The organism is Kitasatospora sp. UYEF31 (assembly GCF_057291755.1).
On sequence record NZ_JBXAWK010000009.1, the window covers coordinates 56,622 to 70,424 of the forward strand.

The 13,803-nt window shown below is 69.4% G+C and carries 15 protein-coding genes and 1 pseudogene; 10 read left to right on the forward strand and 6 right to left on the reverse strand.

The window, feature by feature from the left end; translation table 11 throughout:
• Positions 1 to 51: 51 nt before the first annotated feature.
• Positions 52 to 270, reverse strand: coding sequence for a DUF5302 domain-containing protein (locus AC0Z36_RS06725; protein ID WP_485461772.1), 219 nt, complete (start codon positions 268 to 270; stop codon positions 52 to 54).
• 240 nt (positions 271 to 510) lie between these two features.
• Here AC0Z36_RS06725 and AC0Z36_RS06730 point away from each other — a divergent pair, with 240 nt between their 5' ends.
• The 4 genes from AC0Z36_RS06730 to AC0Z36_RS06745 all read left to right on the forward strand — a co-directional run bounded on the left by AC0Z36_RS06730 (position 511) and on the right by AC0Z36_RS06745 (position 3,887).
• Positions 511 to 1,338, forward strand: coding sequence for a TetR/AcrR family transcriptional regulator (locus AC0Z36_RS06730; RefSeq protein ID WP_485461773.1), 828 nt, complete (start codon positions 511 to 513; stop codon positions 1,336 to 1,338).
• A gap of 39 nt (positions 1,339 to 1,377) precedes the next feature.
• Entirely contained in the window at positions 1,378 to 2,265 is an 888-nt protein-coding gene (locus AC0Z36_RS06735; protein ID WP_485461840.1) for a beta-keto acid cleavage family enzyme, read from the forward strand.
• Between the two features lie 219 nt (positions 2,266 to 2,484).
• A complete protein-coding gene (locus tag AC0Z36_RS06740; RefSeq protein WP_485461774.1) occupies positions 2,485 to 3,435 on the forward strand; it encodes a 3-hydroxyacyl-CoA dehydrogenase NAD-binding domain-containing protein in 951 nt (316 codons plus the stop codon).
• The gene (locus AC0Z36_RS06745) at positions 3,432 to 3,887 is read left to right on the forward strand and encodes a thioesterase family protein (RefSeq protein ID WP_485461775.1); all 456 of its coding nucleotides are present in this window, start codon (positions 3,432 to 3,434) and stop codon (positions 3,885 to 3,887) included. The genes AC0Z36_RS06740 and AC0Z36_RS06745 overlap by 4 nt, the downstream gene beginning before the upstream one ends.
• A gap of 106 nt (positions 3,888 to 3,993) precedes the next feature.
• On the opposite strand, the gene AC0Z36_RS06750 is transcribed toward AC0Z36_RS06745, so the two are convergent.
• Positions 3,994 to 4,422, reverse strand: a complete 429-nt coding sequence (locus AC0Z36_RS06750) for an ADP-ribosylglycohydrolase family protein (protein ID WP_485461776.1) — start codon at positions 4,420 to 4,422, stop codon at positions 3,994 to 3,996.
• A 373-nt stretch (positions 4,423 to 4,795) separates the two neighbouring features.
• Entirely contained in the window at positions 4,796 to 5,488 is a 693-nt protein-coding gene (locus tag AC0Z36_RS06755; protein ID WP_485461841.1) for an MFS transporter, read from the reverse strand.
• A gap of 26 nt (positions 5,489 to 5,514) precedes the next feature.
• On the opposite strand from AC0Z36_RS06755, the gene AC0Z36_RS06760 reads away from it, so the two are divergent.
• The 3 genes from AC0Z36_RS06760 (at position 5,515) to AC0Z36_RS06770 (ending at position 7,817) form a co-directional block, all read left to right on the forward strand.
• Positions 5,515 to 6,075 carry a winged helix-turn-helix transcriptional regulator gene (locus AC0Z36_RS06760; RefSeq protein WP_485461777.1) on the forward strand — a complete coding sequence of 187 codons (561 nt, stop codon included), beginning with the start codon at positions 5,515 to 5,517 and terminating at the stop codon, positions 6,073 to 6,075.
• Between the two features lie 69 nt (positions 6,076 to 6,144).
• Complete coding sequence (locus tag AC0Z36_RS06765) at positions 6,145 to 6,933, forward strand: hypothetical protein (protein WP_485461778.1); 789 nt, start codon at positions 6,145 to 6,147, stop codon at positions 6,931 to 6,933.
• An 11-nt stretch (positions 6,934 to 6,944) separates the two neighbouring features.
• Positions 6,945 to 7,817 carry an ATP-grasp domain-containing protein gene (locus AC0Z36_RS06770; RefSeq protein WP_485461779.1) on the forward strand — a complete coding sequence of 291 codons (873 nt, stop codon included), beginning with the start codon at positions 6,945 to 6,947 and terminating at the stop codon, positions 7,815 to 7,817.
• Between the two features lie 76 nt (positions 7,818 to 7,893).
• Here the strand turns inward: AC0Z36_RS06770 and AC0Z36_RS06775 are convergent, their stop codons facing one another.
• Positions 7,894 to 9,048, reverse strand: a complete 1,155-nt coding sequence (locus AC0Z36_RS06775) for a nucleoside 2-deoxyribosyltransferase domain-containing protein (RefSeq protein WP_485461780.1) — start codon at positions 9,046 to 9,048, stop codon at positions 7,894 to 7,896.
• Positions 9,049 to 9,299: 251 nt separating this feature from the next.
• Between AC0Z36_RS06775 and AC0Z36_RS06780 the strand changes: the two genes are divergently transcribed.
• Positions 9,300 to 9,725: an alpha-hydroxy-acid oxidizing protein gene (locus tag AC0Z36_RS06780; RefSeq protein WP_485461842.1), complete on the forward strand. Its 426-nt coding sequence runs from the start codon at positions 9,300 to 9,302 to the stop codon at positions 9,723 to 9,725.
• 9 nt (positions 9,726 to 9,734) lie between these two features.
• Here the strand turns inward: AC0Z36_RS06780 and AC0Z36_RS06785 are convergent, their stop codons facing one another.
• The gene (locus AC0Z36_RS06785; protein WP_485461781.1) at positions 9,735 to 10,925 is read right to left on the reverse strand and encodes a serine hydrolase domain-containing protein; all 1,191 of its coding nucleotides are present in this window, start codon (positions 10,923 to 10,925) and stop codon (positions 9,735 to 9,737) included.
• Between the two features lie 206 nt (positions 10,926 to 11,131).
• Between AC0Z36_RS06785 and AC0Z36_RS06790 the strand changes: the two are divergent.
• Positions 11,132 to 11,548: pseudogene (locus AC0Z36_RS06790) on the forward strand (allantoin permease); the annotation flags it as partial.
• 31 nt (positions 11,549 to 11,579) lie between these two features.
• Here the strand turns inward: AC0Z36_RS06790 and AC0Z36_RS06795 are convergent.
• The gene (locus tag AC0Z36_RS06795) at positions 11,580 to 12,485 is read right to left on the reverse strand and encodes a hypothetical protein (protein WP_485461782.1); all 906 of its coding nucleotides are present in this window, start codon (positions 12,483 to 12,485) and stop codon (positions 11,580 to 11,582) included.
• 352 nt (positions 12,486 to 12,837) lie between these two features.
• Here AC0Z36_RS06795 and AC0Z36_RS06800 point away from each other — a divergent pair, with 352 nt between their 5' ends.
• Positions 12,838 to 13,794 carry a type IV toxin-antitoxin system AbiEi family antitoxin domain-containing protein gene (locus AC0Z36_RS06800; protein WP_485461783.1) on the forward strand — a complete coding sequence of 319 codons (957 nt, stop codon included), beginning with the start codon at positions 12,838 to 12,840 and terminating at the stop codon, positions 13,792 to 13,794.
• Positions 13,795 to 13,803: the final 9 nt, after the last annotated feature.

A 13,803-nucleotide genomic window follows, 5' to 3' on the forward strand; every position in this document is an offset into this window, starting at 1 on the left:
TCTGAACACCCCTGCGGGTGCCAGACCACAGCAGTCATGCCGCGGCAAGGATCAGCCGCTCTTGCGGCGGAACGTGCGCTGGGTCGCGGCCGGGCCGTGGGCACCGTGGATCTTCGAGCCGTCGGCGGCACCGCCGGCGGCGGCACCGTCCGCGTGCTTGCCGCCCTTACGGGCCAGCGCCTCCTGGAACCTGCGCTTCACGGCGTCTGCCGGGCTGTCGGCCGCCTCGGACTTCCCGGTCTCTTCCGGCTTGGCTGCATCGGCGGTCATAGGTACCTCCACAAACGGGTGAACAGTGCCACTACCTTTGCACGCCCGCTTGGGGGAATCCCCCGGAATATCAAGCCACCACTGGCGCCGGGTAGTGGTGCGCTCGACTGACTGACTGATCAGTCAATAGCTCAACATCAGGATAGATTTGAGTGAAACCCTTAGACTATATGGGCATTGCGACTCAGCTCCAGATCTCTTGTGTTGAGATTATCTCAACACTCGTCTACCGTTGCGGCCATGGAAGACACGACGGACGCCGTCACCGAGCGGGTCAAGCGGGTGATCGAAACGGCCGGATGCAGTCAGCGCGAGTTCGCCCGGCGGGTCGTGATGGACCCGTCCAAGCTGTCCCGGTCGTTGAGCGGCAAGCGCCGGTTCACGCTGGCAGAACTGGTGCGGATCGCCGCCGTCGGCGAGGTCGACGCGAGCAGGCTGCTCGGTGTGCAGCTGAGCGATTCGCCGGACACCTCAGCTCCGGCTCCGGAAGGCGGTCGCGCCCTCCAGATCATCCGCGAGACGGTGCGGCTGATCGCCGGACGCGGTTTCCACGCCGTACGGATGTCCGACATCGCCACGGCGTGCGGGACCAGCACAGCCACGGTGCACTACCACTTCCCCGGCCGGGGCGACCTCCTGGAAGCAGCGGTCCGGTGGTGCATGGACGAGGACCTGACACGGCGCGCGGCCGGGCTGGCCGCCGCCGGTGACGCCCGCGAGGAGCTCCTGCACCTCATCGCGTTGCAGACGCCGCGGACGGCGCAGCAACGCGACCAGTGGCTGGTCTGGCTCGACCTGTGGGCCGAGGCCGCGCGTTCCACCGAGGTGGGTGGGCTGCACGGGCACTTCTACGGCCAGTGGCGGGCGACGGTCGCCGACGTGGTGATGCGCGGTTCAGCACAGGGGGTGTTCCGGGCGGTGGACCCGGAGTCCACCGCGCTGATGCTGACCGCGCTGATCGACGGGCTCGCCGCACAGGTCCTGGCGGGGTCCACCTACACCGCCGATGACATGCACCGGGTGCTCATCTCGTTTGTCGAGGAACGGCTTGACGCGCCCGGCGCCTGAGCACCCCCGTACGTAGTAAGGAATTTCACCGTGGACGACATGAACAGTGAAGTCATCATCACCTGCGCGCTCACCGGCGCGGGCGACACAGTGGGACGCAGCCCACACGTGCCCGTGACGCCGAAGGAGATCGCCGCGTCCGCGCTGGAGGCGGCGCAGGCCGGTGCGGCCGTGGTGCACATCCACGTCCGCGACCCGGAGACGGGCGCGCCGTCCCGCGACCCGCGGCTGTACCGCGAGGTCGTGGAACGGATCAAGGAGACCGGCACCGACGTCATCATCAACCTCACCGCCGGAATGGGCGGCGACCTGGTGATCGACCCCACCGACCCGCTTCGGCACCTTGCCGGTACGGACCTGGTCGGCGGCCTTGAGCGGCTGCCGCACGTCGAGGAACTCCTCCCCGACATCTGCACGCTCGACTGTGGCTCGCTGAACTTCGGCGAGGGCAGCAGCCTGTACGTGTCGACGCCCGACATGCTGCGTACTGGGGCCAGGCGCATCCAGGAGCTGGGCGTACGACCGGAGTTGGAGATCTTCGACACCGGCCACCTGTGGTTCGCGAAGGTCATGCACGAGGAGGGCCTGCTCGACGACCCGTCCGTGTTCCAGCTGTGTATGGGCATCCCGTACGGCGCTCCCGCCGACGTCGCGGTGCTGAAGTCCATGGTCGACCTGCTGCCGGCCGGGGCGCAGTGGTCGAGTTTCTCGATCGGCCGGATGCAGATGCCGTGGGTCGCGCAGTCGATCCTGCTCGGCGGGAACGTGCGGGTTGGACTGGAGGACAACCTCTACCTGTCGAAGGGCGTCAAGGCGACCAACGGGCAGTTGGTGGAGCGGGCCGTGCAGATCACGGAGCTGCTCGGAGCCAAGGTCGCGACGGTGGAGTCGGCGCGGAGGCGGTTGGGGCTGAAGGTCAGGAGTTGAAGGTCCGGGGCTGCTGAGGGTCCGAGGCTGCTGAGGGTCCGAGGCTGCTGAGGGTCCGAGGCTGCTGAGGGTCCGAGGCTGCTGAGGGTCCGAGGCTGAAGGACTGTGCCCGGGAAAGGTTCGGCTGCAGTACTTCACCGCAGCTCAGGAACGACCGCAGCTCAGGAACGACCGTATTTCAGGAATAACCGCATTTCAGGAACGCTGGAGGAACCCCACATGATCTCTCCCCAGGAAGTCCGCCGTGTCGCGTGCATCGGTGCCGGCGTCATCGGCGGCGGGTGGGTCGCGCACTACCTGGCCCGCGGCTATGACGTGACCGCGTGGGACCCGGCGCCCGACGCGGAATCGAAGCTCTGCGACTTGGTAGCCGCCGCGTGGCCCGCGCTGGAGCAGCTGGGGCTGGCCGAGGGTGCCTCCCAGGACCGGCTGACGGTCACCGCAACGTTGTCCGAGGCAGTGGCGGACACGCAGTTCGTGCAGGAGAGCGCTCCGGAGAAACTGGAACTCAAGCGCTCCCTGCTCGCTGAGCTGGATGCTGCCACCCCGGCCGGTGTGGTCATCGCGTCCTCGACCTCCGGCTACCCGATGACCGACATGCAGACGGAGGCCGCAGACGCGTCCCGTCTGGTGGTCGGCCACCCGTTCAACCCGCCGTACCTCATCCCGCTGGTGGAGGTCGTCGGCGGCACGGGGACACACCCGGAAGCCGTCGCCTGGGCTTCGGAGTTCTACAAGACCGCTGGCAAGTCGGTCATCACCATGGCCGACGAACTGCCCGGTTTCATCGCCAACCGGCTGCAGGAAGCCCTGTGGCGCGAGGCCCTGCACATGGTCGCGGCCGGTGAGGCGACCGTGGCGGACATCGACGCGTCCATCACCGAAGGCCCCGGTCTGCGCTGGGCGTTCATGGGCCCGTGCCTGACCATGGCCCTGGCCGGCGGCCAGGGCGGGATGGCTCACATGCTCGACCACTTCGGCCCCTCCTTGAAGTCGCCGTGGACCCGGCTTGAAGCTCCGGAACTGACTTCGGAGTTGCGCGACGCGATGGTCGCCGGGTGCGACGACGCCGCCGGTGAGCGGACGATCGCGGACCTCATAGCCGAGCGCGACCAGGGTGTGATCGACGTCCTTCGGGCGACCGGGCGCATCCCCGCCGGTGTCAGGTGACCGCCCCGGTCCCGCTCCCGGTCCCGCTCCCGGTCCCGGAGTTCCGCACGCCGGTCCGCGAGGAATGGATCGACTACAACGGGCACCTCAGTGAGGCGTACTACGTCTTGGTCTTCGGCTTCGCCACGGACGCCCTGATGGACACGGTCGGACTGGGCGCGGAGTACCGCGCGGTTACGGGCTGTTCGCTGTACACGGCCGAGGCACACCTGAGGTACCTGCGCGAAGTCCCGTGCGGTGCCGAACTCGTCGTCCGTACGCGGATCGTAGGGGTTCACGGGCGGAAGCTGCGCTTTGTCCACGAGATGTACGTGGACGGGGTTCCGGTGGCCACGGAGGAACTGTTCGCACTTCATGTGCCGGGTGCCTTTCCGGATTCCGTGCACGGTGCCCTCGCAGGTCTGGTGACCGAGGCTCCGGACTGGGCGGGGCGGGCGATCCGCGCGGTCTGAGCCAGACGCCGACTGAACCGGGCGCCGACTGAACCAGGCGCCGACTGAACCAGGCGCCGACTGAACCAGGCGCCGGCCGGGGCTTCAGGACAGCGGACGCCGGGGTTCAGTGCCGACCGTCGGGTCTTGTCGCCAGGTCCACGAGGTCCGCCGTCCTCAGCACCCGTGTTCCGAAACCCGGCAGCGGCAGGTGCACCGCCGCGAGCCACCGCTCGGGGATGGCACCCGCCCCGTACACCGCACCGGCGATGGCTCCGATGACTGCGGCGACGGTGTCGGTGTCGCCGCCCTGGTCCACTGCCCGGCGTAGCGTGTCCTCGAAGTCCTTTCCGGTTCGCAGCGCCCACAGCGCGGTGCCGAGGGTGGGCCACGCAGCGCCGTTGTTCGCCGTGGCCTGGTCCGGGTCCCAGCCGGACGCGAGGACGGCGGCCCAGCGGTCACGGTGTTCCGGGAACACGTGGTGCAGGGTTTCCGCCACTGCCTCCTGTGGGTCGCGGCCGTCCAGGGCGTGGCGTAGTAGTTCGTGCAGGACCACGCAGCCTTCGCCGGCCGCCGGGCCGTCGGGAACCGGAGTGAATAGGCCTGTTCGGGCCCGAACTCGAAGGGTGCGCCCAACGCGTCACCGACCGCTGTCCCGAGGACGGTTCCCGCTGCCCGTTCGTCTCGTGTTGTCATGCGGACGATCCTGTCGGGCGGCGCTCCTGCGGCACAAAACCTTTCAGGATCCGGCGGTCCTGGGTACTCCCGACCGGGGACCGGGAGTACCCAGGACCGTTACAGCGCCGAGCGGTCAACGGCTTCGGGTCCGCATCGGGAGGTTCAGTGCCCGTTCCAGGTCCGGCCGCTGGCTGTCGGCTGCTGGCTGTCGGCTGCTGGCTGCTGGCTGCTGGCTCAGGCTGCCTTCGGCTCTACCTGTCCCCGGCTTTCTGTCCGTCGCGGACCAACAGAGCCGCGATGCCTCCGATGAACAGTCCCGGCACAAGCCGGGCCCACGAGGTTCCGGAGTCGATGCCGTACAACCCGGTGAAACCGGCGGCCGCGACGAACAGTCCGAGCGCCACCTGCCGACGTGCCCGCACACTGACGGAAACCCGGCCCGCCGCCAGTGAGACCAGGCAGGCGGACGCCGACCAGACTCCGATCAACGCCACGGAGCCCAGCGGGCTCATCCCCATCACACCCTGCAGGAGGGTCGGGATGTACCCGGCGAAGCTGATCACCGCGATGCCGACGACCAGCGATCCGCCGACGGACAGTGCGAAGACCGGTCGGCGGCGGACATCCGCACGGGACTCGGTGAGCAGGACAGCCGCGGCCCCGGTGAGGAGGAGCGCTGCCACAGTCATCGCCCAGTACGGGACGGACTGACCGGCCTTCGCGAGTCCCGCGGCGACGAGCGGACCCGCGGTCATGCCGACGCCGATCGCAGCCCCGAAGACGGCCGTGGCCCGGACTCTGTTCTGCGGGGTGGTGTGGGTGTGTCCGATGAGGCCGAGGCCGGAGGTCATCAACGCGGCTCCGGCGACACCCTGGAGGATGCGGCCGATGACGAACACCGTCAGGTTCGACGCGATCGCGTCGATAGCTGAGGTGGCTGCCAGGCCGGCCCGGCCGCCCCGGCGCGCAGGTGGGCGACGGTGTCGGGCAGGACTGCGCGCTCTCGCGCGCCCTGGAACTCGTCGGCGAACGCTGGACGCTCCTTGTCATCCGCGACTCCTTCCACGGCGTCCGCCGGTTCAGCGACTTCCAGGCCCACCTGGACATCCCCCGTGCGGTGCTCACCTCCCGCCTGGCAGCACTCGTCGACGCCGGAGTATTCGAGAAGCACCGCTACCAGGACTCCCCGCCTCGCGACGAGTACGTCATGACCGACGTCGGCCGCGATCTGTGGCCTGCGGTCTTCGCGCTGGCCCGGTGGGCTCGGGCACACCTGGTGTCCGCCGCCGGGTTCGTACGGGAGTACGAACATGTGGGTTGCGGAACCTACGTCGACACAACGGGTGCCTGCCCGGCCTGCCACCGGCACGCACCAGCCATCGAACTGGTGATGCATCCGGGCCCCGGACCCAACGCGCGGAACCGGGTCGACGCGGTCAGCGTCGCGCTGCGCAAACCACACCGGTTGCTGGACCCGCTCTTCCCTGCCCCGAGTCACGGAGCAGCGAAGGGAGACGGAGCAGCCGGGTAGGCAGGGTTTCTGCAGTCCCCTGGCCGGCTGCGCGGCCGGGGTGCGCCCCCGTACGCGATCATCTTTCCTATGGGACACGACGACCGCGCACACGACGACCGCGCACACGACGACCGCGCAGCGGCGCACGCGCTACAGGAACTCGTCGTTGCGCGCTGTCCCGAATACGGTCCGCAATTGCGTTCGGGGCCCGGGGCGGTCGGCGCGGTGTCGGTCGCCGACCCGCAGTGGCTGATGGCCCGCATCACCGAGTCCGCCCGGCTGTGGCGGACCACCGACGCACGCACCGCCGGGACCCTGTGGTGGTACTCAGCCAGTAGCAACGTCGTCGCCCCAGCGTTGGCGACGCTCGTCGTGACCGGCCGCGCGGCCTCTCCGCACCCTCGGGACACCACGTTGTACGTACGACCCGACGGCCTGCTCTCCGGGGCCCGTTCGTCCGCTACGACAGATCAGCTGAACCTCGGTCCCGCACTCGCGGTCTACATCGACGCCCTGTGCGCCCTCGTGCCGGTTCGTCCTCAGGCAGCCTGGGCGCTGGCCGTGGACGCGGTCGCCGGGGCGCTGCTCCGGGTCGGGACCGCAACCGGACGGATCCGCGAAGCAACCGCTCTCGCCGGACCGTTGACCGCACAGGCCGGCGAGTCGGCCGGAGTCCACCTGCCGCGCCCCGGGTTCGTCGACGTGTCCAGCCACAGATTCGTCCGCCGCGTCTCCTGCTGCCTCCTCTACCGCGCCCAGGGTCCGCAGTCCATGTGCACAAGCTGCCCAGGGCGCCCACCCGCCGACAGGACCCGCGCCCTGGAACGCGCAGCCGTGCAACAGGGACCACGCGGCCTGCTGCCTCCCGTCTCGTAAGGTGACGGACCATGACCGCCGCCCTGCTGCTTCCCGCCGATCCGCTGAACCCCCGACGGCCGGACCCGCACTTCGCCCGGCAGGCAGCGACTGCCCGGGAGGCCGGTTCGACCGTCGGACTCATCGACCACGACGCGCTGCTGCGCGGGGACCCCGCGGAGGCCGTCCGCCGGGTCCCGCACGGCCTCGGCAGGACGTACTACCGGGGCTGGATGATCCCAGCCGGACGGTACGCGGCGCTGGAAACTCAACTCAACAAGCGTGACGCCCTGCTGGCGACCAGCGCTCAGGCGTACGCCGCAGGCCATGAACTCCCTTACTGGTATGAGGCGTTCAGGGACTTCACGCCGGCCAGCGTGTGGCTGCCGCTCCAAGTCGGGGAACGTCCTGACCCCGCGTGCCTCGAAGGCCTCGCGTCCGGGCTCCCCGCCGGACCCGGGATCGTCAAGGACTGGGTCAAATCACGGAAGCACGAGTGGGATACCGCCTGTTACGTTCCCGACCTCGCGGACACCGCACATCTGTCACTGGTGGTGGGCGCCTTCCTCGACGGGCAGGGGGAAGACTTGGCCGGCGGCGTGGTACTCCGTGCCTTCGAGCAGTTCGAAGACGCACAGGCCCGGGTGTGGTGGATCGACGGGGAGCCGGTGCTGACGACCCCGCACCCGGACGCCCCGGACAACCTTCCGGGGGGAGTTGACCCCTCCCCGTACGCCGATGCGGTCCGCGCCGTAGGATCACCGTTCGCCACCACAGACCTTGTACGTCGTCAGGACGGCCACTGGCGGGTGGTCGAGGTGGGTGACGGCCAGGTGAGCGATCTGCCCGCAGGCGTCGATCCGCTGTCGCTCCTCGGCCCGCTCCTCCACGGATCAGCGGTGTGACGAGTGCTCACCCAGCGGCGGAACTGTCATCGACCGGTACTCATCCCGTGCCCGACGGGCAGGCAAAGCACCACGCTCACCGGTCGAGCAGCACCTGAGTGATCATGCCCAGAGTCGACCAGTCCACGGTGCCGGAGCGGAGGAGTTCACCGAAGGTGGCGGTCTCCACGAAGGTGCGTTCGCTGGATCCGGACCCATGGGGTCCCGTGTCGTCGCGGAGGCAGGTGAACTCCTCCGCGGTGATTTCAGCGGCGTAAAGGTGAGTGCGCTGTGCCATGAGTGTGCCGAGGCACTGACGGGCACCGTAGGGACGCAGCCGGGCGGCGTCGATGGCCAGTCCCGTCTCCTCGCGGACCTCGTCGGCCGCCTGGGTGGATCCCGGCACCAGCCCGTCGGGGTCGGAACCGCCGGGCAGTTCCCGGATGTAGCCGTCGTCGGTACAGGCCGCGGAGCGGAACTCCCGGACGACGACCACCTCGGAATCCTGCACTGTCTTCCCACGGCGGTACAGCAGGACCGCGCTGGCGTCGGGCCGGGCGAACACGAACTCGTTGTCCTTGGTCCGGCCGTCCTCGGCCGCGACGGCGACCGACACCCGCAGCGCCCAGCACCAGGTGTCGCCGTACGTCCAGACCACACGGGCCCGCAGAAGGACGTTTCCGGCAGTGCGCTGTCGCCGGTACCAGTGCTGGAAGACGGGTGTGGACCAGACGTTGAGTGGCACGTCCCGTTCCGCCCCTGTGCGGGTCGCGCCGCAGCCGACCAGGCGAAGGGTCGTAGCGACCGTGTCCTCAAGGGATTCCAGGAGCGGGATGCGGTGGTCACGGGCGTATGCCCGCTGATACCGGACGCGTACCGCGTCCTGCGGGGCGCCCAGGACCACCCGGCCCGAGTCCTTGAGCCAGCCCCACTCGTCGTTGGTGGTCAGGGCCGGCATCGTGGCCATCTCCCGGGGGATCCAGAACAGCACCCGGTCGGCGACGCCGAGGTGGTCGAGTTCCCAGTGCCGCTGGGCTTCCACGGTCGGCCACGGGGCACCGTCAGGTGGTTCGGGGACGAAGACGGCAAGTCTTCCAGCACCGCGCCAGGTCTTCCGGATCAGGTCGAGGGCTTCCGGGCGCCAGGACGGGACGCCGGGACTGCGCGGCGTCGGCCCTGCGAGGAAGATGCTCGCGTCCCAGTGGGACGGCGGTTGTTCCGGCGCGTACACGATGCTCACCTGGGAATCCATGAGCATCACTGTGGCGGGTTTCGGATTGACGCACCATCATGCGGGATTCAGGGACCGGGAGATCTCAGGGTGCCCGCACGGCGGCGACGGATCGGCGGGCGGCTCGGCCGCGTCGCGCGGAGTGGTCGACGTAGCCTGATCCTCTGTCACCCACCGGTGGAGGTTCCGCGTCCTTCGCTGCGTACCAGAACGAGATCTACCTGAACGGCCTCGGCGGCCTGCTGCCGCCGTTCACCACCGATCCGGAGTCCCTGGCGGCCCCGGCCCGGCACCGTCTCGAGGACGGCCCTTACTGGTACGTGGCCGGCGGCGCGGGTTCCGGTTCCACCGTCCGGGCCGACCGGGCCGCCTTCGACCGGTGGCGGATCGTGCCGCGGATGCTGCGCGGGGCCACCGACCGGGATCTTTCCGTGAACATCCTGGGGACGGACATGCCCGCCCCGGTCCTGCTCGCTCCGGTGGGTGTGCAGTCGATCGTGCACCCGGACGGGGAACTGGCCACCGCACGGGCCGCTGCGTCCCTCGGCCGCCCTTATCTGTACGGCTTGGCCCATGACGGCCAGGAGGGTGTCCGGCACGTAGTGCGCAGCGTCCTCGCCGACCTGGACCTCACTCTGGGCCTGTCCGGACACAGACCCCCTGGTGAACTGACGCCGGATGTCCTTCGCTCGCGTTGACCGGTGGGTTCACCGTGCGGCGCACAGCGCGTGGTCGACCAGGGTCGCCGCGGTGGTGTTCAGCGCGTCGAAGTCCACGGCCCGGCTGCTCACGCTGACCACCACGCTGCGGCGGCCGTCGGCGGTCACCCCGGTCCGGGTGTGGCTGGCCGGGCCGTCACCGGCATGGTGCCAGTAACCTCCGCCACAGGACAGCGGCTGCCACTGCAGGCCCAATCCGTAGCGCGCTCCGGCCAGTTCACCGCCCGGGATCGTGGTCTCCATCTCCTTGAGCTGGCCGGGTGCCAACAGCTCGCCCCGTACCAGGGCCTCGTAGAACCGGTTGAGGTCCCCGGTGGTACTGATGACCGACGAGTCCGCGTCGTGGGTGTAGCTGTTGTCGGTCGCGTCGAAGGGGAGTCCGCCGGTGGGGACGTAGTTGCGGGCGTGCGGGCCGGGGATGAACGGGCTGAGGCCTGAGGTGGAGGTCCCGCTCAGTCCCAGCCTGGCGATGATGCGGTGCTCGACCGCCGTACGCCAGGTGTCTCCGGACGCCTTCTCGATGATCATGCCGGCGATGATGTAGTTGGTGTTGGAGTACGACCAGCCGGTGCCCGGTGCGAATTTCGCCGGCAGGGCCGTCGCCTGGGCGACGTACTCGGGAGCGGTGGTGGCGTCGTTCCGCGTCCTGTCCATGTTCTGCAGGGAACTGATCGCCTCCTGGAACTTCGGAGTCTCGACGTAGTCCGGGATGCCACTCGTGTGCTGCAGCAGTTGACGGATGGTGGTCTTCTTCCCGTCGTTGCCGTTTCCGGCGACCAGCCCCGGCAGCCAGCGGTCCACCGTGTCGTCAAGCGACAGTTTGCCTTCGCCCGCGAGTTGCAGGACGACGGTGGCGACGAAGGTCTTGGTGGTGCTTGCGGTGCGGAACCGCGCGTCCCACGGGACGGGGCCCTTGGTCGCGCGGTCCGCTCTGCCGCTGCGTGCCTTGACCGGGTTCCTGCCACCGACCACTTCAGCCAGTGCGCTGGTGCTGCCGCCCGCGGTGATTACCGCTTCTAGGTCGGCTTGCAGGATCTTCTTGCTGTAGGCGCTGCTCCGGTCGCTGTGCGGTGCCGCCGTCGCAGTGGCGATCGTGGTGGCCGAGACAGCGGCGACCGCGGCGGCCAGCAACAGGGCTTCGGTCTTACGGAGGCGCTCTCTGGCTGAAGTGGCGGACATGATGGCTGCCTCCGGTGGGATGAAGTCCTGTCGGCCGGAGGAGGAACCCCCCGTGTGCCTTCATTCCATCGGGTACAGGCGTCCCCGGCGATCCGGCCATCTACCGTCCTGGGGGTGGGGCAGGCCCCACCCCCGCGGGTGGACCCACCGTCAGGACGGTCCGGGAACCCGGCCCGCGCCGCTCCCGCGCGTGTTCGGAAACATGCTTGATGGAAGCCGACATGTTCAGCTTCCTCAACGACATGCTCAGCTTCTACTCGAACTGCGCCGTCGCGTGGGTCGTGACCGTGGCGACCGATATCGCGATCAACAAGTACGTCCTCAAACTCTCCCCCGAGCAGCCGGAGTTCCGTCGCGGCAGGCTCCACACGGTCAACCCGGTCGGTGTGGACTCCTCCCTCGTCGCGGCCGGTGCCTCGATCGCTGTCTACTTCCACCTGTCCGGTGACGCCGTCCAGCCCTACCCGCCGATCGTCGCGGTGGTACTCGCCGCCTTCCTCACCCCGCTGACGGCCGTCGTCACCGGCGGCAGGTACCACCTGCGCCGCACGGACGACGGAATCGACGAGCCTGTGCGCGAGGCCGACGGCGACCCCAGCGCAGAGCTGTACACCTGCCAGGTGCCCCTGGGGTGGCTCCGGCCTCCAGCCCCTCTCATGTGCCCGCCAGTCTGAATCCGGGGCGGTACTCCACCCCGACTTCCGGTCCGGCGGGGAGCCCCGTGCCGGTGCCGACGCACCTGATGTCCGCCGCCTCCGCGCCGCTCAACGGCCGGAGGTCTCCGGCCACCAGCTTCCATCCGCGGACGGTCACAGCGGGACGGCCGAGCAGCGGATGCGCGGTGTGCGAACGACTGCGCACCACCAACAGACCGTCGGAGTCCAGCACAAAGGACGCGGTCAGCAACCCGCACCACGCGCCCATCGACGGGCTTGCGGCCATGCCGAGGTCGTCATCCTGTTCAACACCGGCGTGGAGGGTCAGCGGCCCCCGCTCCGTATCCACTCGCAGTGTCATGGCGTGCAGACCGACGCCCAGGCCGTCCCACAGTCGGCCGAGACGAGCTACGGAGTGCCGGGCGGCCCGGCTCAGGACAGCCTCCGCGTCACCCTTCCGCACCGCCGCTTCCAGCATCAGGAACTCCGCGACCCCGACGATGCCCTCCTTCCACGCGTGCTCCCGCAGCATGTCGAGGAGCAACTCCAGGGGTTCACCGCCGTAATACACCGACTCGTCCCCGGGCGAAGGCTGCCCGCCGTAGCGCGCCCGTGACTCCGAGCAGTCCGGGTCGAGTCCCTGCTCGGCGCAGAACAACGCGAAGCCCACCGGGTCGAAGACGGAGATCCGGACCAGAGTGCCCTGCTCAGCCAGCTTGACCAGGAACGCCCCGAAGTTGTCGAGGTAGATGCGGTAGTCCTGGAACTCGAAACTCGGGTAGTCCCACATCACAGCGAAATCGCGTTCGTCGATCAACAAGGCCATGGCGACCGTCGGGAGGGCGTGCGGCGGGTTGCCTGACTCCGCAGGGGACAGTCTGTGGCCGTTCTTCCACGAGGACATGGGGACCTCCAATGACGCTGACGTTCCGTGGGAACCGGGTGCGCCAAACGTAGGTGGCCGGGCCGCCGCCGCCCAGGTGCCCGGCGGACAGGGCGTACTCAGCTACTCCCGGTCACTTGAGCGGCGTAACCACGGCCTGGCGCACTTCATCAGGCGATCATGCTGAGCCTCCCCAGCCCGCCCGTCGCGCTGCGTCAGGTGGCTCTGCCGGTTCTCCCGCCCGGGCCCTGCCACGTGCTTCCGGCCGTCCGCTATCCCCGGAACGGGTGAAGTCCGGATCCACAGGCCGGGGTTATCCACAGGCGTGGCGCGATCGGACCGGCGCCGGAGATTCCGCCGGGACAGTGAAGACATGGAAACGCCGCATCGCTCCCCCGCCTCCGCCCATGCCCGCGCAGAAGCCCTGGCCGCAGGTCAGGACGGCGTACTCACCACCGCCCAGGCCCGCTCCTGCGGTCTGACCGCTGTTCAGCTGCGCGCACTGCTGCGCCGGGGCACGTGGGTTCCGCTGTTCCGCGGGGTCTACCTGACCACCGCGCGGCTGTTCGCCGAACCACCGCTGCGCAGCAGGGTCCGCGCGGCCCAGCTGCTGTACGGGCCGAACGCGGTGGCCGTCCTGGGCACCGCTGCGCAACTGCACGGCATCGCCGGCCACGAGGACGACGCGACCACTGTCCGGCTGGCCCTGCCCTACAGCATGCTCCCGGCTCCGGGCGTCCGGCTGAGCCGGTGGCCGTCCGCTGGGACCGACCGTGTCGAACTCGGCGGTATCGGTGTGACGGGGGTCGCCCGTACGGTCGCGGACCTGATCCTGGCCGGCAGCCGGGAGACCGCGGTCTCCGTGCTCGACTCCGCTCTCAACCGGGGACTGTTGACCTCCACCGATCTACCGGGGGTGGCGGCCAGGATGGCCGGCCGGCCTGGTGTGTCGCAGGCCAGGGACTGGCTCAGGCTGGCAGACGGCCGGGCGGGTTCACCGTTGGAGACGTCGATCCGGCTCGTCTGCGTCGACGGCGGGATGCCGCCGCAGACCTTGAAGTGGCGTGTAATGGACCGGCAACGCAGGTTGGTCGCTGTGACCGACCTCGGCTGGCCGGCGGAGCGCACCGCCGTGGACGGTGACGCCAGAGGAGACGCCAGAGGAGCCGGCTGCGACACCGACGTGTCCGACCGCAAGCGGAGGCAGCAGAACGATCTCTCCGGTCTGGGAGTCGTGCTGCTGCGCTTCACCTGGGCCGACGTGCGGCGCCCGGACTACGTCCTGCACCTGCTGCGCCGGACCCTGGGCCGGGGTGAGGCCGCCGCCTGACCTCCACGC

What these genes read in the sequence shown, in the direction of transcription:
- AC0Z36_RS06725 (WP_485461772.1), bottom strand. Translation starts at nt 270, where the DNA reads ATGACCGCCGATGCAGCCAAGCCGGAAGAGACCGGGAAGTCCGAGGCG.
- AC0Z36_RS06730 (WP_485461773.1), top strand. Translation starts at nt 511, where the DNA reads ATGGAAGACACGACGGACGCCGTCACCGAGCGGGTCAAGCGGGTGATC.
- AC0Z36_RS06735 (WP_485461840.1), top strand. Translation starts at nt 1,378, where the DNA reads ATGAACAGTGAAGTCATCATCACCTGCGCGCTCACCGGCGCGGGCGAC.
- AC0Z36_RS06740 (WP_485461774.1), top strand. Translation starts at nt 2,485, where the DNA reads ATGATCTCTCCCCAGGAAGTCCGCCGTGTCGCGTGCATCGGTGCCGGC.
- AC0Z36_RS06765 (WP_485461778.1), top strand. Translation starts at nt 6,145, where the DNA reads ATGGGACACGACGACCGCGCACACGACGACCGCGCACACGACGACCGC.
- AC0Z36_RS06770 (WP_485461779.1), top strand. Translation starts at nt 6,945, where the DNA reads ATGACCGCCGCCCTGCTGCTTCCCGCCGATCCGCTGAACCCCCGACGG.
- AC0Z36_RS06775 (WP_485461780.1), bottom strand. Translation starts at nt 9,048, where the DNA reads ATGGATTCCCAGGTGAGCATCGTGTACGCGCCGGAACAACCGCCGTCC.
- AC0Z36_RS06785 (WP_485461781.1), bottom strand. Translation starts at nt 10,925, where the DNA reads ATGTCCGCCACTTCAGCCAGAGAGCGCCTCCGTAAGACCGAAGCCCTG.
- AC0Z36_RS06795 (WP_485461782.1), bottom strand. Translation starts at nt 12,485, where the DNA reads ATGTCCTCGTGGAAGAACGGCCACAGACTGTCCCCTGCGGAGTCAGGC.
- AC0Z36_RS06800 (WP_485461783.1), top strand. Translation starts at nt 12,838, where the DNA reads ATGGAAACGCCGCATCGCTCCCCCGCCTCCGCCCATGCCCGCGCAGAA.